This is a genomic window from Pseudolysinimonas sp., from assembly GCF_049651805.1.
GTDB lineage: Bacteria > Actinomycetota > Actinomycetes > Actinomycetales > Microbacteriaceae > Pseudolysinimonas_A.
On sequence record NZ_JBASCU010000030.1, the window covers coordinates 75,471 to 93,754 of the forward strand.

Sequence of the window (18,284 nt, forward strand, 5' to 3'; positions counted from 1 at the left end):
CCTTTCTCACTGAGTGAGAGAGGATGCCGACACGCCAGCTCTCTGGCGGGAGACTTTCCCCGACACAGAGGAGTGGCATGGACGACATCCCGAAGTCCGCGGCGAACTACCCGCCCGGGCACCCGACGCAAGCGGACATCGACGCCGAGATCGCCGACATCCGCACGAACAAGCCGACGAGCAGCGACCCCAACTGGGGCGCGCACCGCACCCTGATCGACTACCCGCCGTACCGCTCCAGCATCCTGCGGCACCCGGCGGCGAACCTCGAACTCGTCGACCCTGAGACGATCGAGCTGGCCTCCCCCGCGTTCGGCCACCGCGACGTGCACTGGACCGAGTTCGACCTCACCAGTCAGGTGAACGGCGAACCGCAGGGCGAGCGCATCATCGTGACCGGCAAAGTGACGGATGCCGACGGCCGCCCGGTCGCCGGGCAACTGTTGGAGATCTGGCAGGCCAACGCCGGCGGGCGTTATCGGCAGAAGAAGGAGCGCCACCCGGCTCCGCTCGACCCGAACTTCAACGGCGTCGGACGCGTGCTCACCGCCGCCGACGGCACCTACAAGTTCGTCACGATCAAGCCGGGCGCGTACCCGTGGCCGAACCACCAGAACGCCTGGCGGCCCGCGCACATCCACTTCTCGGTGTTCGGCACCCAGTTCACGCAGCGCATGGTGACGCAGATGTACTTCCCCGGCGACCAGCTGATGCCGCTCGACCCGATCTTCCAGTCGATCACGAGCGACCGCGGGCAGAAGTCACTGATCTCGGATTACGCCCACGACGTCAGTGTTCCCGACTGGGCGCTCGGCTACCGTTGGGACATCGTGGTGAATGGCAGCAACCGCACGTGGTTCGCCAGTGAAGACGGGCCGGAGGAGGACGAATGAGCGCGAAGCCTCAGAGCAGCAGCCAGCTCTTCCCGACCGCCGACCAGACGGTCGGCCCGTACTACGCGATCGGCATGGCGTACCCGCAGAGCGAAGAGCTCGTGCCGCACGGCTCGGCCTCCTCGATCGTGCTGTCGGGCTACCTCTATGACGGCAACGGCGCACCGGTTCCGGACGGCGTCATCGAGATCTGGCAGACGGATGCCGACGGCAACATCCCGACGGACTCCGGCAACCTGGTGCGCAAGGCCGGGTCGTTCGGCGGCTTCGGCCGTTCCGGGTCGGATGACGACGGCTACTACCAGTTCACGACGGTGCTGCCCGCGCCGACCGAACCGGGCAAGCCGGCGTTCTTCGCGGTGATCGTGTTCGCCCGCGGTCTGCTGTCGCGGCTGCACACCCGCATCTACGTGCCCGGCCCCGGCCTCGACGCCGACCCCCTGCTCAGCCGCCTCACCCCCGAGCGGCGCGCAACCCTCGTCGCGACGGAGGTCGACGGCGGGCTGCGCCACGACATCCATCTGCAGGGTGAGAAGGAGACCGTCTTCCTTGCCTTCAACTGATGCCGACGTCGGCCTGCTCGACCCTGTGTGGGCGGGCAGGCCCGTCGCGTCAGTGACCTCGGATGCCGCCATCCTCGATGCGCTGGTGCGCTTCGAGTCGGCGCTCGCGACGGTGTGCGCCCCGCGCGGGGTGGCCGCCGCGATCGACTCCGCGGGGTCGGATCTGGATGCCGCCGCGCTCGCCGAGGCAGCTCGCGCCGGCGGCAACCCGGTCATCCCGTTGCTCGCGGCGCTGCGCTCGAACCTCGAGGGCGACGCCGCCGAGTGGCTGCACCGCGGGGCGACCTCGCAGGATGCGCTCGACACCGCGCTCGTGCTCGTCGCGCGTGACGCCGCCGCGGTGACGGTGCAGGATGCGACCGCCACCGCCCGGATGCTCGCCGAGCACGCGACGGCGCACCGGGGCACGGTTCTTACCGGTCGCACTCTCACGCAGCCCGCGACGCCGACGACGCTCGGACTGAAGCTCGCCGGGTGGGCGTGGAGCATCGCCCGCGCCACCTCGGCGGTGCGCACCGCGGCGGATGCCCTGCCCGTGCAACTCGGCGGGGCTGCCGGCACGCTCGCCGCCTTCTCAGCTTTGGAGCTCGACGGGGTGTTGGTTGCGTCACGGGTTGCCCGTGAACTCGGGCTCGCCGAACCCGTCGCGCCGTGGCACGTGCACCGCTCGCCGATCACCCGGCTCGGGGACGCGCTGGTGGAACTGACGGATGCCACGGGCACGGTCGGCCGCAACGTCGCCACCCTCGCGCGCACCGGCGAACTCGACGACGGCGCCGCGGGCGGATCGTCGACGATGCCGCACAAGTCCAACCCGGTGCGGGCGGTGCTGCTCGTCGGCGCGGCAACCCGGGCACCGTTCCTGGGCGCGATGCTGCACGCCGCCGCCGTCACCGTCGACGAACGCCCCGACGGTGCCTGGCACGCGGAGTGGGCGCCGTTCCGCGACCTGCTGCGCCTCGCCGGCGGGGCCGCCGCGACCGCGCTGGAGCTCGCCGAAGGGCTGCGCGTGTACCCGTCGGTCATCGCCGCGCACGTCGCCGCTTCTGCCTCCGACCTGCTCGCCGAGCGCGCGAAGTTCGCGCCCGGGTCGGCAACGCCGCGCGATTACCTCGGCTCGTCGGAGGCGCTGCTCGACCGACTGCTGGTCGCCATCGAGGAGGAACTCACGTGACCGTGCCCGACATCCGCCTGACGCCGCTCGCGACCGGAGGCGGCGGGATGCCGTTCCTGCTCGGCCCGTCGCTCGGCACCCGCGTCGCTCGCGTCTGGGACGAAGCGCGTCCGTATCTGGCCGACCGGCATCCGCTCTTCGGGTGGGACCTGCCCGGCCACGGCGTGTCGCCGGCGGTGACGGAGCCGTTCACCGTCGACGAGGTCGCCGAGGCGGTGCTGCGGGCGGCGGATGACGTCGGCCTCGGCCGCTTCGCGGTGGCGGGCATCTCGCTCGGCGGGCTCGTGTCGCTCGCGGTGGCGCTGAGCGCCCCCGACCGGATCGTCTCCACGACGATGATCTGCTCGCTGCCCCGGCTGGGAACCGCCGAGGGCTGGGCCGAGCGGGCGGCATCCGTTCGGGCGTCGGGAACCCCGTCGCTCGTGCAGGGTTCGGCACAGCGGTGGTTCGCCCCGGGGTTCATCGACGCCTCGCCGACGGTCGCGTCGCCGCTGCTGACCGACCTGATGGACATCGACGACGAGAGCTACGCCCGGTGCAACGAAGCGCTCGGGGCAGCCGACTACCGGGATCGGGTGCGCGACCTCGCCATCCCGCTGACCGTGATCGCCGGCGAGGTCGACCCGGTGCTCACCCTCGCCGACGCCGAAGCGACGGCTGCGGCCGCGCGCACCGGCTCGTTCCACGTGATCGCCGGGGCGTCGCATCTGGCGCCCGTCGAGAAGCCGGCCGAGGTGGCCGCGATCCTGCTCTCGGAGGTGCCGCTGTGACTTCTTTGTCAGACGACGAACGTCGCGCCAACGGGATGAAGGTGCGCCGCTCGGTCCTTGGTGATGAACACGTCGACCGCGCCGTCGCCGGCGTCAATCCCGACAACGCCGACTTTCAGGACTACATCACCCGCGTCGCCTGGGGCGACATCTGGTCGCGTCCCGGCCTAGACCGGCGCTCCCGCTCGATCGTGACCCTGACGGCACTGATGACCGCGGGCTACTGGGAGGAAGTGCCGATGCACTTCCGTGCGGCGCTCACCAACGGCCTCACCCGCGAAGAGATCCGCGAGATCATCCTGCAGGTCGGCCTCTACCGTGGAGTCCCCGTCGCCAACCACGGCACCGCCCTGTTGAAGGAGACGTTGGGCGACACTTCGGTGGTCGAGTAGCGCCCGCCTAAGGCGGACGCGTATCGAAACCCCTCAAGCGGACGCAAACGCGAGCGGCTGCACCGGCCCGAGATCGAGACTCTGCCGAGCCACCCACAGGTCGTGCGCATCCTGCATCGCAAGCCAACTCTCGGCACTGCGCCCGAGAGCCTTCGACAACCGCAGTGCCATCTCAGGGGTCACCCGACTCGCACCACTGAGCACCCGGCTCAGTGTCGACGGTGACACGTCGAGCTGCTTGGCGAGGTCACGCCCGCTCACGCCGAGCGGCTCCAGGTACACCCCGGAAATGAACTCGCCCGGGTGCGGCGGCTTGTCGTTCATCTGCGAGTCCCGGTAGTCCGGCGCGTCAGCTGGTGAGCTGGTGCGCCCTCTGGTGCGAGACGCCGAGGATCGCCCCGATATCCCGCACGGGAACGTTCTTGCTGGCGAGGGTCTTCGCGAGTCGGCGCGTGTCTTCGGCGACGCGCTCTCTGGCCGCGTCGACCTCGGCACGCTCGGCCTCGATCCGCTCGACCTCAGCAGTGACGTTGACGCCGTCGACATCGATGACAGAAACCGCCACGGTGACCTGACTCAGCGGCACGTCGAGCGTCACCGCGATGTACTCCCGAGCCGCTTCGGGGGCATCCTCTAGGCGGCGTGCCTGGGTGAGCCCGTCGATCGCCGGAATGTGCGCCATCCACCACTTGCCTTCACGGGTCACGACGACCGTATATTCGCTCATGACGTGGACTCCTCGATCGCCTTCAGTACTTTCCGATAGACACCCGGCGAAACCGTGCGGTGCCCGTCGGGAACGGTGACGCTCAACGCGCCCTTCTGGTACACCGTGTGACTCCCCTGGGTTCGAACAGCTCGGAATCCGGCCGCCCTGAGTTGCCGCACAACTTTCCGAGTCGGCTGTTCTTTCACCACGGTAGTGTCTATCCATCCTAGACGCAATAAAGTCCAGTGCGGCTAGACGTTCGTCGATGACCTAGATGTCACCTGCCGCTGAGGCGCAGGCTAGGAGCGCCCGCCGACACTCCGACTGCTTCCCTAGAGACGCCACTCGCGACCGAGCGCAGCCCACGTCTCCACTGTCGTCCACTCCCCTTTGAACCAGTCGGCGTCGCGGGCGGTGCCTTCGTGCCGCAACCCGAGGGCGGCGCACACGCGCCGCATCGGCGCGTTGCGTTCATCAAGAGTGAGGATGACGCGGTGGGCTCCGCGCTCGCCGACGAGGTGGTCGATGGTTGCGCCGAGCGCCGCCCGCGCGACCCCCCGGCCCTGCGCCGCCGGGCTCACGGTCGCCCCGAGTTCATACGTGTCGGGCTGGTCGTCGAACACGTGCACCGCCACGTCGCCCAGCAGTTCGCCCGACGAGGAACGGACGGCGAACTGCATCCATTCACCCGCCGCGGGAAAGTCGCGAACCTGCGAGCCGAGCAGTTGCAGCCCATCCGCGTCACTGAACTCGGGCGACCAGCTCTGATAGCGGGCGACATCGGGGTCGCGCCGGTAGGCGACGAACGCCGGGATGTCGTCGGCCGCGAGGGGCGCGATCACCAGGTCGTCGAGCACGAGGCGCATGCGGTTACTCCGGGGTTCGGGACGTGGCCTCCACCGTAGACCCGGCGCGAGCGAGGCGCTCCCGGTAGGCGAGGGTGCGGGCGACGATCGCGTACGCCGTGGCGCCGAGGATGAGGGCGACCGGCACGGTCCAGGTGAACTCCATCACCGAACCGCCTGCCGGCGACGCGCGATCGCCGCGTACCCGCGGAACAGCTGCGGCACGACGAGATACACCGCGACTGGCACGACGACGAGCGTCAGCACGAGGGCGCGCAGCACGGGATGCCAGGCATCCGAGAAGGGGGCGATGGCGAGCATGCCGATGGAGACGAGGGGGAAGATCGCGAGCCAGGTGATGGCGGCTCGCACGTGGGTGGAGGGTGGTTTGTTCATGACGGCTTCTTTCATGTCGAGTTGGGATGGTGCTGATGTGCCCATGATCGAAGTACGCTGACACAACGGCAACGTCGTTTGCCGTTCCAGCAAAGGGGTCTCATGGCCGACGAGATCGAGGCGGTCATCGACGGCGTCGCCGACCGTCTGCGCGAGTTGCGCGCCCGAAGCGGTCGCACCCTCTCCGACCTCTCGGCGCAGACCGGCGTCTCGATCAGCACGCTGTCCCGGCTGGAGTCCGGACTTCGCCGCCCGACCCTCGATCTGCTGATCCGCCTGGCGTCCGCCTACGGCGCGAGCCTCGACGACCTCGTCGGGGCTCCGCAGATCGCCGACCCGCGCATCCACCCCAAGACCTTCTACCGCGACGGTCGGGCGATCATCCCGCTGACCAAGCAGAACCCCGACGTCGTCGCCTTCAAGATGCTGCTGCCCGGGCATGCACCCGACGCGCCCGTCGCCACGAAGGTGCACGCCGGCTATGACTGGATCTACGTGCTCAGCGGCCGCGTGCGACTCGTCATCGGCGACGACGAAACCGTGCTGACGCCGGGCGAGGCGGCCGAGTTCGACACCCGGAGGCCGCACGGTTTCGCGAGCGCGTCGATGGAACCGGCCGAGGTGATCAACCTGCTGAGCCGCCAAGGCGAGCGGGTGCATGTGCACTCGGAGGGCGACGGGTAGCGTGACCCGAGCAGCCACCGAGAGGAACCTCATGAAACTCGCCGTCACCGGATCGAACGGCAAGCTCGGCGCCGTCGTCGAGCACGAACTGCGGGAGGCCGGCCACGACATCGTCGCGCTCGACCAGGCCGGACCCCGCCGCGCCGGGTTCACCCGCATCGACCTCACTGACTCAGGATCGGTGTTCGACGCCCTCAGCGGCATCGACGAGCGGCACCACGGACTCGACGGCATCGTGCATCTGGGTGCGGTTCCGGCGCCGGGGCTCGAAACCGATGTGGCGACCTTCCGCAACAACATGCTCGCGACGTTCAACGTCATCCATGGGGCCCGCAAGGCGGGCATCCGTCGCATCGTGTTCGCATCGAGCGAGACGCTTCTCGGCCTGCCGTTCGCGATCGACCCGCCCTACGCGCCGGTCGACGAGCAGTACGACACCCGCCCCGAGAGCATCTACTCCCTCACCAAGCACCTAGAAGAAGAGCTCGCTCGCAAGGTCGCGCGCTGGGATGCCGACCTCTCGATCACCGCGCTGCGGTTCTCGAACGTGATGACCCCCGACGACTACCCCGAGTTCGCCGCCTTCCAGAGCGACCCGGCGAGCCGCAAGTGGAACCTGTGGGGCTACATCGACGCCCGCGACGGTGCGCAGGCGGTGCTGCGCGCCCTGGATGCCGGCCGCCCCGGGTTCGACCGGTTCATCATCGCGGCGGCCGACACCGTGATGGAGCGCTCGAGCACGTCGTTGCTGGCGGAGTTCTTTCCCGATGTCGAGGTGCGGCGGGATCTCGGCGAGCACGAGACGCTGCTGGGGATCGACCACGCTCGCGAGGTGCTCGGGTACGCGCCGCAGCACTCATGGCGAGATTGACGACGAAAGTTACGGCCGGTTCACGCACAGGGGAACCACGCTGCTGAAGCGTCGGCTCGCCGGCGATGCTCGATGAACCGGGTGCGCACCTCGTCGATCGCGACCTTCAGCGGGAAGATCTGACGCGACACGAGCTGGTCGTCGTGGTCGGCCGCGATCGGATGCCAGTAGACGCCATCCGCGGTGATCGTCACCTCGGGAATCAGCGATTCGACAGTGAGCTCGATGCCCGTCTCCGAGACGCCGCGATGGGCGAGCGCGCGGATGACCTGGTCGGGGCGGGCGATGCCGATCGAGTCGAGAAAGTCGTGGAAGGGTTCGAGCTCGTGCACCTGATCCGCGGGGAGCGTGGCCGCGACCTTCACGCGGAACCCCTCCTCGTGGGCGATCCGGATGCCGTCGACGGCGCGCTCCCACGAGCGCTTTCCGCGGTGACTGTCGTGAATCTCGGGAGTCGGGGAGTCGATGCTGATCTGCAGCGTCAGCCGATCACGATCCATGCGCCGGAGCCGCTCGAGGCGCATCCCCTTGAACAGCATCCCGTTCGTGAGCAGCGTGGTCGGCAGGCGGGAGGTGCACACCTCGACCACCTCATCGAGGTCGGGCAACAGGAAGGGCTCGCCGCCGGTCAGGATGAGTTCGGAAACGCCGGCGTCGACGGCCTCAGACGCGAGCTGCCGAACCCGGTCGATGCCCAGGGCTCGTCGTTCGGTCTGCGGCGACGACCGCACGCAGCAGTAGTCGCACGCGAGATTGCAGTCGAAGTTCGTGTACATCCACAGCCGCGTTCCCGGGAGCTGGTCGGGAGTGAGACCGGCGAGGGGATCGGATGACCGCCCCCGCCGCACGCGCGCGGTCGAACCGGCGAGCTCGACGAGCTCGTTGCCCGTGCGGCCGCACCACGCCTCGAGCGTCTGCCGCGAGACATCCGGGTCGCCGGTCGGCACCTCGATGGTGAACGTACCGCCGGTCGGAACGGTCTTCGCATGCTCGACGAGATCGAGCACGAGGGCGTGATTCACCATCGCGGCGAGATCCCCTGGGCGGCGACCGCGGCGAACAGTGACTGGTACCCCTCGAGGCGGGGACGCACCCACTGCCGCAGCCCCTCCATCTCGAGGATGGGCCGGTGTGCCGGGTTCTCCCAGTCCATGGCGAGCAGTCGATCGACCCACGGAGCGATCCGTTCGTCGGGCAGGCCGGCCAGCGCGGTGAAGTTGCAGTGGCTGTAGGTGGGCGACTCCCAGAAGACCTCGAAGGCGCCGGGCATCAGCTCGTCGCGACCGATCGCCTCCCAGGTGTTGATGCCGATCGCGGCGGCATCCGCTCGCTCGTCGAGGATGGCCCGCAGCGCGTCGAGTTCGCTCTTGCCGGTGTCGCCGTGCTTGCCGACATCGCTGTTGAAGCGCAGTAACTCCACGTCGGTGCCGCCGATGCCGGCCTCCGCGAGGAAGTGCACGGGGAGCACGGCGGCCTGAGCCGAGTCCTGCGAGCCGAGGGCGAGCCGGCGGCCCCGGAGGCTCTCCAACTCGCTCATCCCGGCCCCCGCGCGTGACACGAACAGCGTCTGGAAGACGGTGTCGGTGTCGCGGGTCGCGACGGCCTTGCACGCGCCGTTCGTCTGCGCGACCGTGCGTACCCAGGCGAGGTTCGTGTTCCAGGCCAGATCGATCGTGCCGTCGATGAGTGAGTCGACCTGTCGCCCGTAGTTGGAGAAGAGGATGAAGTCCATCTCCGCCTCGGTGCCGGCGAAGTAGTCGCGCATCCCCTCCCAGATCGGCACGACGTTCGGCGTGTAGGCCACGGCTCCGATGAGAAGCGGCGTCATGTCAGGGGGGTTCCTTCCGGATTGCGGTCGACCGCGCGTGCGGCGAGCCAGATGCTGACCAGACCGATGCCCAGGCCGCCGAACAACGACACCGTCGACGCGTCACCGCCCAGCAGGTTGAGAGATTGGCCGAGCTGGACCAGCTGGAGCAGCGCGCACAGCAGTAAACCCGCTCCGGCGATCAGCCCGAGGGCCCGAACCTTGGTGAGCGCCGACACGACGGCGAGCGCCCCGAACACGGCGAGCGCGACGATGCCCGCCCCGCGCACCTGCACGAAGTCGAGCGCGGCACCCAGAACCGGGGTCAGCGCGAAGAGGCAACTGACGAGCGCCGCCGCACCGAGGGCGAGGGTGGCGCGATGCATCCGCTGGGCGATCATGACGCCGCCCTCAGCACTCGCGCGATGCGGCCGGGCGATTGCGTCCAGATCGGGCGCAGCACGCCATCCAGACCGACCCGGCGACCGGCGGCCGTTCCCAGCAGAACGAGGTGGGCGAGGATCATCAGGTAGTACGCCCAGTGCCACTCGTCAGGCGCGTTGAGAACCGAGAAGGTGATCGCGAGCGACTGCGCGATGCCGACGAGTGCCCAGAAGCGCGTCGCCAGGCCGATCAGCAGGAAGGCGCCGAGCGCGGCCTCGAGCAGCAGGATCATCCAGCCGAAAACGCCGATCTGCGGCAGCACGACGGTCTCGACGAACCAGGAGTACGGCGGCAGCACCGGATATTCCACGGCTTGGCTCGCCCAGAAGTACAAGCCCTTGTCGTCGGTCTGCCCGAAGTCGGGGGGTACTTTCCACCCTGCGTTCTGGATCCAGAGCAACCCGACGGCGATCCGCAGGATCGCGACCGAGATGCCCGCGAATCGGGGCTGTTGTCGTTCCACCTCGCCATTCAAGCCCGCGGCGAACGGCGGGGCCCCGCGAAGTTCTTACGGAGTGATGACGGCTCGACCGGAAGGCCCCCCGGGCGTCGACCGCCTGAATAGCATCGCCGTGCGCGGACCCCTCGCGTCACAGAGAAGGAGACTTCGTGGCTACACGACTGGATGCGTCCGCCTGGCGGCCCATGCACACGCGGATCGCACTGGCGCTCGGGATCGGCTGGATGCTCGACGCCTTCGAGGTGCAGATCATCGGATCGGTCATCCCCGGCATCCAGCACGAGTTCTCGCTCGGCAGCGCCGAGTCGGTGTGGATCAACATCGTGTGGTTCGGCGGCATCGCGCTGGGCGCGCTGGGCTTCGGGTACCTGGCCGACCGCATCGGCAGAAAGCGACTCTTCGTCGCGACCCTCATCCTCTACTCGGTCGCCGCGATCGCGACGGCCGCGGCACCCGACTTCACGCTCTTCATCGTCTTCCGGTTCATCACCGCTCTCGGCGTGGGCGGCGAGTATTCCGCCGTGACCTCGGCCATCGCCGAGTTCACGCCGGCCCGCAATCGCGGACGCAGCAACGGCCTCGTGATGAGCTTCTGGGCCGTGGGTGGCATCCTCGCCAGCGTCGTCTCGATTCTGGTGATCTCGACACTCGGGCTCACCTGGCGCTACACCCTCCTCTTCGGGGTGATCAGCGCCGCCTACGGCCTCTTGGCGCGTCGGCTCATCCCCGAGTCACCACGCTGGCTCGCGTCGAGAGGGCGTACCGCCGACGCCGACCGCGTCGTGGAGAGCATCACCGGAGTCTCGAGCCCGGTCGGCTACGTCGACACCGTGGGACCGGGTACCGGCCTGTCACGATTCCGCGAACTGTGGCGCAACTACCGGGGCCGGCTGTTCTTCGGCATGGCGCTCGACTTCTCGGAGGCCGCCGGGTACTACGGCCTGTTCACGGCCATGAGCATCCTGGTCTTCTCGACGGCCACCGGCGTGGTGCCGATCGCCGACGGCGTGCTGCCGTACTACTTCTTGATCGCGAACGTCGCCGCCCTCGCGGGTGGGATCTTCGTCTCGTTCGCGCTCGATCGCATCGGCCGCAAGCCCACGGTCACCTTTTCCTACACGGCAGCCGCGCTCAGCATGATCGGCTGCGCCGCCGCGGCGGCCACCGGCTCCCCTGTCGTGGTGCTGATCGCCTTCTCGGTCGCCGCCTTCTTCGCCACATGCGCATGGGTCTCGGCCTACCCGACGTTCTCCGAACTGTTCCCGACCCGGCTGCGGGCGACGGGCATCGGCGCGAGCGTCGCCGTCGGACGCATCGGCGCCATCATCGGCCAGGTCGTGCTCGCCGTGACCGCGACGGCGTGGGGCGTCGGAATCATGTTCGGCATCCTCGGTCTGTTCTGGCTCATCGGCGCGGCCGCGGGAGCGATCTGGTGGAGGTTCGGCACCGAAGCCCGCGGCGTCTCTCTCGAGACTCTCACGAAGAAGCGTGTCGAGACCCCCTCGGTGGTCACCAGGGCGTAGCGAGCAGATGCTGGATGACGAGGGCCGCGATCACCTGGACGGCCAGCGCCGGGCGCCGCGCGCGTTCGGGCAGCAGCGCCGTGCCGAGCAGCAGCCAGGGCACGAACGGCAACCAGATGCGTTCGACCTCGGCTTTGCTCATCTGCGACAGGTCGGCGAGTAACACGATCAGTGCGGCGGCGGCCACGAGCAGCACGATCACTCGCACGCCTCCGGTCCGCTCGCGCACGGCGCGGAAACGCTCGCCGGCCAGCACAAGCGACGCCCCCACGATCGGCCCGGCGCTGAAGACGAGCGCCGCGAGGTCGCCCCACACCCAGTACCCGAAGGGTCGGTCCGACGCGATGCCCGCCCAATAGCGTTCGACGAGCACCGGGTACGCCTCCCACCACGCGAACCCGGCGGCGGCGAACAACAGCACGACGACGACCGCCGCCCCGACGGCCCACGGCAGCGGGCGCCACGATCGCGCCAGAACCAGAACCGCGACGGCGAGCACCCCGAGCAGCGGCAGCCCGTACGAGAGCATCACGCAGTACCCGAGCAGCAGCCCGGCGAGCACGCCCCACCCGGCGATCGCGAACCACCGCCGCGATGTGGCGGCGAAAGCGAGGACGCAGAGCCCCCATGCGGCGACGGCGGCGAACATTCCGTCGGCCGACACCGCGATCCAGATCGCGGCGGTTCCGACCACCAGGAACGGCGCCGCGACGCGAGCCTCGGCCTCCGCCCCGAGCCGACGCAGCGCGACGAGCACGGCGACCGGGGTGGTCGCGCCGAGGACGGTGACGACGAGCCCCGCGGCGAGCGGCGAGCCGAGCCCGAGTTGCACGAGTGCGACGAAGAACAGCAGCGCACCTGGCGGGTGCCCGGCGATGTGGATCGGCCAGTTGTCGGCCGAGTCGAGCGGGATGTGCGCGATGTACCGCTCGAGCAACGCGCCGATGTCGGTGACCTCACGGGCGGTGCCGAGGTACTCCGACGTGTCGTCGAGAATCGCGCCGAGCCCGTGGAGCCCGTCGACGAGTGCGAGGCTCACCAGCCAGGCCAGCCCTGCCGCGAAGGCGACGAGTAGCAGCCACCGCCACCGCATCCGGGCCGCGAGGCGGCCGCCGAACCACACCGCGAGCGCTCCGACGAGCACCGCCGGCACGGTACCCGGCCCAAGCCGAGGCAGCCAGACCGCATGCAGCGGCGGGAAGTCGACGAACACGCGCCACCCCGTGAGCCACGGCACGAGCATCGCGGCGGCGACCAGCAGCAGGGCAACGGCGACGCCCCACACCCACCGTGCGATGCTGCCGACTCCGGTCATGCGCGGGCGTATTCGGCGAACGACCGGCCACGCGCCGACCACTCCCGGCAGGCGACGAGCCCGGCCGCTGCGGCGCAGCCGTGCAGCGCTCGCCGCTCGACGGTTCGGGCGCCCCTGGGGGTCTCGACGAGGATGCGCCCATCGCCGTCGCGCACGAGTTGGGCACAGCGGCGCAGCAGTGCGACGGGGTCGCGACCGATGCCGATGTTGCCGTCGAGTAGCAGGGCGGTGCCCCAGGTTCCCTCGCCCGGCAGCTCTTGGAACACCGAGCGGCACAGCACCGGCAGCCCGTGCCGCTGCGCGATGCGCACCGCGGTCTCGGAGACGTCGATGCCCAGCGCCAGGTGACCCCCCAAGATCGCGGCGTGCACGTACCGGCCGCGGCCGCATCCGATGTCGAGCACCGGACCGCTCGCCGCCGCGAGAGCCAGGGAAGAGCGCACCTCTCGACCCTACGAATGCGGGCCCCGCGGCCCACCGGTCCAACCCTTACGAAACAGAGACGGACTCCCCGCCGAAGCGAACCACCCTGCCACGCACAGGGCCGCGAACCTACCCTGGAGTGTGACGTCAGCACCGTGGGTGGCCCCCTCGAGCCGGGAGCTCGCCGATCGCCGCGTTCTCGTCGTCGAAGACGACCCCATGGTGCTCGAGGTCGCGAGTTCGTATCTCACCTCGGCGGGGTTCATCGTGAGCACCGCCGTCGACGGGTTCGCGGCCCTCGAGGCGGCGTCGACCGCGCACCCTGACCTCATCGTGCTCGACCGCATGCTGCCGGGAATCGACGGCGCCGAGGTGTGCCGCCGCATCCGCGCGACGTCGACCGTGCCGATCATTCTGCTCACCGCCCTCGGGTCGACCGATGACCGCATCGTCGGGCTCGAAGCCGGCGCCGACGACTACCTGACGAAGCCGTTCTCACCGCGCGAGCTGGTGTTGCGCGTGCAGTCGATCCTCCGGCGGAGCGTCGGCGACCTCACGCCGGAGGCATCCGTCGAGGTGGGGCCGTTCTCGCTCGACCCTGCCGCCCGCATCATCAAGCGCGACGGCACCCCTCTCGCCTTGACCGCGCGCGAGTTCGATCTGTTCTCCTTCCTGCTCAAGCATCCCCGCCAGGCGTTCAGCCGCGAGCAGCTGCTGAAGTCGGTGTGGCACTGGGAATTCGGTGACCTATCGACCGTCACCGTCACGGTGCGGCGGCTGCGCGAGAAGATCGAACCCGACCCGACGAACCCGTCGATGCTGGTCACCGTCTGGGGCGTGGGCTACCGCCTCGACCTCTGAACCCGACCGAAAGAAGACCCATGCTGCCTCTCGCCGATCTCATGCAGGTCATCGGCATCGCCCTGGCCTGCTCCCTCGTCGTCGGGGCCGTCGGGCTCGCCGTGTTGAGGCTCACCCGCCGGGCGACCATGCTCGTGCAACTCGTCGTCGTCGTGGTGGCGACGATCCTCTCTGTCGCGGTCGGCATGATCGCGGCAGCCCAGGCGATGTATATCTCGCCTCACGACCTGCTCGTGCTGTTCTGGATCGCGGGCGCCTCGGCCATCGTCTCGCTCGGCGTCGCCCTCGTGCTCGGCCGCGCCTTCACCCGCAACAGCGAGCGGCTTCGGTCGATGACCCGCGACCTCGGCGACGGAAAGCGCGTGGATGCCGTGGCCGGGTCGGCAGGGTCGGCCGAGTTCGCCTCACTCGCCGCCGACCTCGCGCAGACCAGCCAGCGGCTCGCCGAAGCCCGCGAGGAGGTCGCCGCGCTCGACGCATCCCGCCGGGAACTCGTGGCGTGGATCTCGCACGACCTGCGCACGCCGCTCGCCTCGCTGCGCGCGATGGCGGAAGCGCTCGAAGACGGCATGACCGACGACCCGCAGCGCTTCCACCGCCAGATGCGCGCCCAGGTGGATCACCTCTCGGCGATGGTCGATGACTTGTTCGACCTGTCGAAGATCCACTCCGGCACCCTCGTGCTCGCGATGGAGCCGGTGTCGCTCTATGACCTCGTGAGCGACGCCGTCGCCGAACTCGGAGCCCTCGCCAAGTCGCGCTCGGTCACCCTGAAAGAGCTCGGCAGCGGCGAGCCGACCGTCGTCGGCGACCCGCGCGAACTGGCCCGAGTGGTGGGCAACCTGCTGATCAACGCCATCCAGCACTCCCCCGCCGGCAGCGAGATCTCGGTGACTGCGCAACACGACGGCGACAGTCACGTGGTGCTGACGGTCGAGGATGCCGGCGGCGGCATCCCGGAGCAGGACCTGTCGAAGATCTTCCAGGCCGGGTGGCGCGCCACCCCGTCGCGCACCCCCGGGCAACTCGAAGGGCGGTCGGCGGGCGCGGGGTTGGGGCTCGCGATCGTGCAGGGCATCGTCGAGGCGCACTCGGGGGAGATCTCGGTGCGCAACATCCCGGGCGGCTGCCGGTTCGACGTGCGGCTGCCTCGGCAACTCTAGTTGCCTAGGGGCAACTCGGGTTGCGTATCTGCAACTTTAGTTGCACAATGGATGAATGGACCTCGAGTCGCCCCTTCGCACCATTGCCTCGCCGGTGGAAGCCGAGACGCTTCGTGTGCTCGCGGGAGCCGACACTGAGTTCACCGCCTCGCAGGTGCATCGGCTCGTTGAAACCGCGTCCCTGTTTGGCGTTCGCAAGGCTCTCGCACGCCTCACCGACTCTGGGCTGGCCCTCTCGGAATCCCGCGGAAACTCAACGGTCTGGCGCGGAAACCGTCACCACGTGTTGTGGCCCGCGATCGAGTTGGCGGTCGATGCTCGGCGCGAGTTGCTCGACCGGTTGCGCCGCCCGTTCGCGGAGCGCAACGAACTTGCGGCCTATCTCTACGGCTCGTTCGCTCGACGGGCAGCTACCGCTGACTCAGACATCGACATCCTCGTCGTCTATCCCGACGACGCCACACAGGACGCCATCGTGGACTTCGCTCACGATCTCAGCGAGCAGATTCTTGCCTGGACCGGCAACGAGGGGCAGATCTTCAACGCGACGCGATCGGGGCTCCGCGACGCGATCGACCGCGCCGACTCGGTCATGATGTCGATTCGCCACGACGCGGTGCCACTAGTCGGCCCCGAGTTCGAGCAGATGCTCCGCGTGATCGACGCCGAGAAGGTTGCGCGTGTCTAACCGGACGGTTGCCCTCGACAAAGTCGGTGCACGTGCCCGCTTGAAAGAGGCGCGGCTCTATCTCTCGGCCGCCGAGCTTCTCGACTCCGGCGGTGCCGCTGAGAATAAGGTCGCCGGTTCGAACGCGATTCTCAGCGGCATCGCCGCGGCCGATGCCATCTGCGGCCTGGTGTTGGGCGAACGCAGTTCGGGCGACGACCATGCGCAGGCGATCAGCCTTCTCAAGCGAGCCACGCATCCCTCGACGAAAGCGGCAACCAGCCTGGCGCGACTGCTCACCCAGAAGACCCCCGTGCAATATGGCGCCGACGCGATCAACGCGAGCGACGCCGCCAATCTGATCAAGTGGGCGCGCGACATCGTGCAGGAAGCCGAGGCGAGGGACCGATGAGCGCTGCCTGCAGACCAAGTGGCTGAGCCGGCTTGAGGCGATCTGGCCTACCCAGGCGTCGCCGCCTAGCTCGCCGGGGCGGCCGGGAACCGGATAGCGGCGGTCAGCACGCGCGGGTCGGGCCAGTCCTCGCAGTATTGATACCGGTAGGCCAGTTGGACGATGCCGTCGATGATGACGAACTCCGCGGGGAGCAGGAACGGGTTGTCGACCGACGCGGCTGCCGTGCCATGCCGGGATGCGGCCAAGTCGATTCCTGCGTGTAGTTCGCAGGCCAACAGTTCGTCCGATGCGTCGAAAAGCACCTGTGCGGTCGTTCCCTCGAGCACGTCGAAGGCCCGATACGCGCTCTCGTCGGGGTCGCTCAGGATCGTGCAGGGGATCTCGTTCCGGTCGCGATACACCGCCGCCCGCTCGGGTGCCCCTTGACCGACGATCGTCACGGTGGCGCCCAGGTTCACCAGCTCGGCGTACTCGTCGCGCAGCCGCCGGGCGCGATCCCTGCCGCAACTGCACCCGAAATGCCTCCAGAACAGGATGACCGCCGGCCCGTCCGCCCATAGCGAAGACAATCGGGTGGGATCGCCGGTGTGGTCGAGCAGCTCGAGGTCGGGGGCGGGATCACCGACCTGCAGCGGGATGCGATCCCAGCGCACCCGCTGGGGACCGCGAGCCCAGATGTCTAGCCACTGCTGCTCGGCGTCGGCGAGTTCCTTCATGTCCATCGAAGCCCAGCCTCTCGTCGTTGAGGCGACGCTACACCTGGCTCGAGGACGCGGCGGAGGCGTACTGCGTGAACAGCCGCGCGAACGCCGTAGCGGGAGCCGCGGCGGCGACGCGGCGGGCGTCGTCGAAGGTGTCGACGTCGGTGAGTTCGCGCAACATCCCGACGCGCAGGCCCGCGGCTTCGAGACGGTTCAGTTGGATGGCGCCGGTGTCGTCGCGCGACATCGGCACGCCGCGGATCAGGTCGCCGCGGGGCTCGCGCATGCCGAATGCCCAGAACCCCCCGTCGGCGGCGGGGCCGAACCAGGCGTCCACGGCACCTTCGCCGAATGCCGGGGCGAGGTCGGCGGCTTGCAGTTGCGGGGTGTCCATCCCGATGAGCACCGCCGGGCCGTCGACGGCGTCGAACGCGGCAGCGAGGCGTTGGTCGAGGTCACCCGAGGTCTGCGGCATGATCTCGTACCCGTCGGCGGAGCGGGGCGGGTGGGTTCCCTCGAACAGCAGGATGCGGCGCGACGCAGGCAGGTCGGCGACCGCGGCGAGGGTGTCGTCGATCGCCGCCGCCGCGAGTTCGGCAGCCTGCTCAAGGGTGAACGGCGGATGTAGCCGCGTCTTCGCCTTGCCCGGCAGCGGCTCCTTCGCGATGACGATGAGGGTCGTCATCCGCTCGGCTTTTCGTTCGTGGCGAGCAGCCGCGACATGTCGCTGATCGCGGTGAGAGTGCCGCGCACCGTGCCGGTGACCTTCGAGCGGCCGATCCGCGGCGAGTACGGCACGTCGACTTCGACGATGCGCCAGTCGGCCACGTTGCCGCGAAGCACCGTCTCGAGCGGATAGCCGCTGCGCCGGTCGAGCAGGCCGAGGTCGAGCATCGCCTGCCGCCGTGCGGCGCGCATCGGCCCGAGGTCGTGCAGCCGCAGCCCGGTCGCACGGCGCATCAGCACGGCGAGTCCGCGGTTGGCGATGCGCGCGTGAAGCGGCCAGGCCCCGCGGGTGGTCGGGCGGCGGCGGCCGAGCACGAGGTCGGCCTCGCCTGCCGCGACGGGGTCGACGACGAGCGGCAGATCGGCGGGATCCATCGACCCGTCGGCGTCGCAGAACGCGACGAGGGGGGCGGATGCCGCGAGCAGCCCGGCGTGCGCGGCCGACCCGAATCCGCGGCGCGGTTCGCTCACCACGAGGGCGC

Annotated in this window: 27 protein-coding genes; 12 read left to right on the top strand and 15 right to left on the bottom strand. The window is 69.4% G+C overall.

Features of this window, described 5'->3' with window-relative positions; all coding sequences use genetic code 11:
* Window positions 1–77 precede the first annotated feature (77 nt).
* Genes pcaH through WBL06_RS08005 form a run of 5 tightly spaced genes read left to right on the top strand, consistent with a single transcriptional unit; the run spans window position 78 to window position 3,792 of the window.
* Window positions 78–893: a protocatechuate 3,4-dioxygenase subunit beta gene (gene pcaH, locus WBL06_RS07985; RefSeq protein ID WP_424455458.1), complete on the top strand. Its 816-nt coding sequence runs from the start codon at window positions 78–80 to the stop codon at window positions 891–893.
* Window positions 890–1,456 (top strand): protocatechuate 3,4-dioxygenase subunit alpha, encoded by a 567-nt coding sequence (pcaG, locus tag WBL06_RS07990; protein ID WP_424455459.1) that lies wholly within the window; start codon window positions 890–892, stop codon window positions 1,454–1,456. The genes pcaH and pcaG overlap by 4 nt, the downstream gene beginning before the upstream one ends.
* Window positions 1,443–2,630, top strand: coding sequence for a lyase family protein (locus WBL06_RS07995; RefSeq protein ID WP_424455460.1), 1,188 nt, complete (start codon window positions 1,443–1,445; stop codon window positions 2,628–2,630). Before pcaG ends, WBL06_RS07995 begins: the two co-directional genes overlap by 14 nt.
* Complete coding sequence (locus WBL06_RS08000; RefSeq protein WP_424455461.1) at window positions 2,627–3,400, top strand: alpha/beta fold hydrolase; 774 nt, start codon at window positions 2,627–2,629, stop codon at window positions 3,398–3,400. Before WBL06_RS07995 ends, WBL06_RS08000 begins: the two co-directional genes overlap by 4 nt.
* Window positions 3,397–3,792, top strand: a complete 396-nt coding sequence (locus WBL06_RS08005; protein WP_424455462.1) for a carboxymuconolactone decarboxylase family protein — start codon at window positions 3,397–3,399, stop codon at window positions 3,790–3,792. Before WBL06_RS08000 ends, WBL06_RS08005 begins: the two co-directional genes overlap by 4 nt.
* A 33-nt stretch (window positions 3,793–3,825) precedes the next feature.
* Here the strand turns inward: WBL06_RS08005 and WBL06_RS08010 are convergent, their stop codons facing one another.
* The 6 genes from WBL06_RS08010 to WBL06_RS08035 form a co-directional block, all read right to left on the bottom strand.
* A complete protein-coding gene (locus WBL06_RS08010; RefSeq protein ID WP_424455463.1) occupies window positions 3,826–4,116 on the bottom strand; it encodes a HigA family addiction module antitoxin in 291 nt (96 codons plus the stop codon).
* A 25-nt stretch (window positions 4,117–4,141) separates the two neighbouring features.
* Window positions 4,142–4,519: a hypothetical protein gene (locus WBL06_RS08015; protein WP_424455464.1), complete on the bottom strand. Its 378-nt coding sequence runs from the start codon at window positions 4,517–4,519 to the stop codon at window positions 4,142–4,144.
* The gene (locus WBL06_RS08020; protein WP_424455465.1) at window positions 4,516–4,710 is read right to left on the bottom strand and encodes a type II toxin-antitoxin system HicA family toxin; all 195 of its coding nucleotides are present in this window, start codon (window positions 4,708–4,710) and stop codon (window positions 4,516–4,518) included. Before WBL06_RS08020 ends, WBL06_RS08015 begins: the two co-directional genes overlap by 4 nt.
* A 123-nt stretch (window positions 4,711–4,833) precedes the next feature.
* On the bottom strand, window positions 4,834–5,367 hold the full coding sequence (locus WBL06_RS08025) for a GNAT family N-acetyltransferase (protein WP_424455466.1): 534 nt from the start codon (window positions 5,365–5,367) through the stop codon (window positions 4,834–4,836).
* Between the two features lie 4 nt (window positions 5,368–5,371).
* A complete protein-coding gene (locus WBL06_RS08030) occupies window positions 5,372–5,512 on the bottom strand; it encodes a hypothetical protein (RefSeq protein ID WP_424455467.1) in 141 nt (46 codons plus the stop codon).
* Window positions 5,512–5,742 (bottom strand): hypothetical protein, encoded by a 231-nt coding sequence (locus tag WBL06_RS08035; protein WP_424455468.1) that lies wholly within the window; start codon window positions 5,740–5,742, stop codon window positions 5,512–5,514. The genes WBL06_RS08030 and WBL06_RS08035 overlap by 1 nt, the downstream gene beginning before the upstream one ends.
* A gap of 102 nt (window positions 5,743–5,844) precedes the next feature.
* Here WBL06_RS08035 and WBL06_RS08040 point away from each other — a divergent pair, with 102 nt between their 5' ends.
* Window positions 5,845–6,426, top strand: a complete 582-nt coding sequence (locus tag WBL06_RS08040) for a helix-turn-helix domain-containing protein (protein WP_424455469.1) — start codon at window positions 5,845–5,847, stop codon at window positions 6,424–6,426.
* Between the two features lie 31 nt (window positions 6,427–6,457).
* Entirely contained in the window at window positions 6,458–7,297 is an 840-nt protein-coding gene (locus WBL06_RS08045; RefSeq protein ID WP_424455470.1) for an NAD-dependent epimerase/dehydratase family protein, read from the top strand.
* Window positions 7,298–7,317: 20 nt separating this feature from the next.
* Here the strand turns inward: WBL06_RS08045 and WBL06_RS08050 are convergent, their stop codons facing one another.
* Genes WBL06_RS08050 through WBL06_RS08065 form a run of 4 tightly spaced genes read right to left on the bottom strand, consistent with a single transcriptional unit; the run spans window position 7,318 to window position 10,011 of the window.
* Window positions 7,318–8,322: an Rv1681 family radical SAM protein gene (locus WBL06_RS08050; RefSeq protein WP_424455471.1), complete on the bottom strand. Its 1,005-nt coding sequence runs from the start codon at window positions 8,320–8,322 to the stop codon at window positions 7,318–7,320.
* Complete coding sequence (locus WBL06_RS08055) at window positions 8,316–9,125, bottom strand: Rv1680 family SBP-like protein (RefSeq protein ID WP_424455472.1); 810 nt, start codon at window positions 9,123–9,125, stop codon at window positions 8,316–8,318. The genes WBL06_RS08050 and WBL06_RS08055 overlap by 7 nt, the downstream gene beginning before the upstream one ends.
* The gene (locus WBL06_RS08060) at window positions 9,122–9,505 is read right to left on the bottom strand and encodes an Rv1678 family membrane protein (protein WP_424455473.1); all 384 of its coding nucleotides are present in this window, start codon (window positions 9,503–9,505) and stop codon (window positions 9,122–9,124) included. The genes WBL06_RS08055 and WBL06_RS08060 overlap by 4 nt, the downstream gene beginning before the upstream one ends.
* Window positions 9,502–10,011, bottom strand: a complete 510-nt coding sequence (locus tag WBL06_RS08065) for a TQO small subunit DoxD (protein WP_424455474.1) — start codon at window positions 10,009–10,011, stop codon at window positions 9,502–9,504. Before WBL06_RS08065 ends, WBL06_RS08060 begins: the two co-directional genes overlap by 4 nt.
* A gap of 146 nt (window positions 10,012–10,157) precedes the next feature.
* Here WBL06_RS08065 and WBL06_RS08070 point away from each other — a divergent pair, with 146 nt between their 5' ends.
* Window positions 10,158–11,531 (top strand): MFS transporter, encoded by a 1,374-nt coding sequence (locus WBL06_RS08070; protein WP_424455475.1) that lies wholly within the window; start codon window positions 10,158–10,160, stop codon window positions 11,529–11,531.
* Here WBL06_RS08070 and WBL06_RS08075 read toward each other — a convergent pair.
* Both WBL06_RS08075 and WBL06_RS08080 read right to left on the bottom strand, forming a co-directional pair.
* Window positions 11,518–12,846 carry a hypothetical protein gene (locus WBL06_RS08075; RefSeq protein WP_424455476.1) on the bottom strand — a complete coding sequence of 443 codons (1,329 nt, stop codon included), beginning with the start codon at window positions 12,844–12,846 and terminating at the stop codon, window positions 11,518–11,520. The genes WBL06_RS08070 and WBL06_RS08075 overlap by 14 nt on opposite strands.
* Complete coding sequence (locus WBL06_RS08080; protein WP_424455477.1) at window positions 12,843–13,289, bottom strand: class I SAM-dependent methyltransferase; 447 nt, start codon at window positions 13,287–13,289, stop codon at window positions 12,843–12,845. Before WBL06_RS08080 ends, WBL06_RS08075 begins: the two co-directional genes overlap by 4 nt.
* A gap of 121 nt (window positions 13,290–13,410) precedes the next feature.
* On the opposite strand from WBL06_RS08080, the gene WBL06_RS08085 reads away from it, so the two are divergent.
* The 4 genes from WBL06_RS08085 to WBL06_RS08100 all read left to right on the top strand — a co-directional run bounded on the left by WBL06_RS08085 (window position 13,411) and on the right by WBL06_RS08100 (window position 16,372).
* Window positions 13,411–14,130 carry a response regulator transcription factor gene (locus tag WBL06_RS08085; RefSeq protein ID WP_424455478.1) on the top strand — a complete coding sequence of 240 codons (720 nt, stop codon included), beginning with the start codon at window positions 13,411–13,413 and terminating at the stop codon, window positions 14,128–14,130.
* A 20-nt stretch (window positions 14,131–14,150) separates the two neighbouring features.
* A complete protein-coding gene (locus tag WBL06_RS08090) occupies window positions 14,151–15,293 on the top strand; it encodes a sensor histidine kinase (RefSeq protein ID WP_424455479.1) in 1,143 nt (380 codons plus the stop codon).
* Between the two features lie 283 nt (window positions 15,294–15,576).
* The gene (locus WBL06_RS08095; RefSeq protein ID WP_424455480.1) at window positions 15,577–15,981 is read left to right on the top strand and encodes a nucleotidyltransferase family protein; all 405 of its coding nucleotides are present in this window, start codon (window positions 15,577–15,579) and stop codon (window positions 15,979–15,981) included.
* A gap of 40 nt (window positions 15,982–16,021) precedes the next feature.
* Window positions 16,022–16,372, top strand: a complete 351-nt coding sequence (locus tag WBL06_RS08100) for a hypothetical protein (protein ID WP_424455481.1) — start codon at window positions 16,022–16,024, stop codon at window positions 16,370–16,372.
* A 65-nt stretch (window positions 16,373–16,437) separates the two neighbouring features.
* Here the strand turns inward: WBL06_RS08100 and WBL06_RS08105 are convergent, their stop codons facing one another.
* The 3 genes from WBL06_RS08105 to WBL06_RS08115 all read right to left on the bottom strand — a co-directional run.
* On the bottom strand, window positions 16,438–17,097 hold the full coding sequence (locus WBL06_RS08105) for a peroxiredoxin-like family protein (RefSeq protein ID WP_424455482.1): 660 nt from the start codon (window positions 17,095–17,097) through the stop codon (window positions 16,438–16,440).
* A gap of 31 nt (window positions 17,098–17,128) precedes the next feature.
* Window positions 17,129–17,761, bottom strand: coding sequence for a TIGR04282 family arsenosugar biosynthesis glycosyltransferase (locus WBL06_RS08110; RefSeq protein ID WP_424455483.1), 633 nt, complete (start codon window positions 17,759–17,761; stop codon window positions 17,129–17,131).
* The coding region (locus tag WBL06_RS08115) for a glycosyltransferase family 2 protein (protein WP_424455484.1) at window positions 17,758–18,284 on the bottom strand (527 nt) is incomplete at its 5' end. The genes WBL06_RS08110 and WBL06_RS08115, both read right to left, overlap by 4 nt.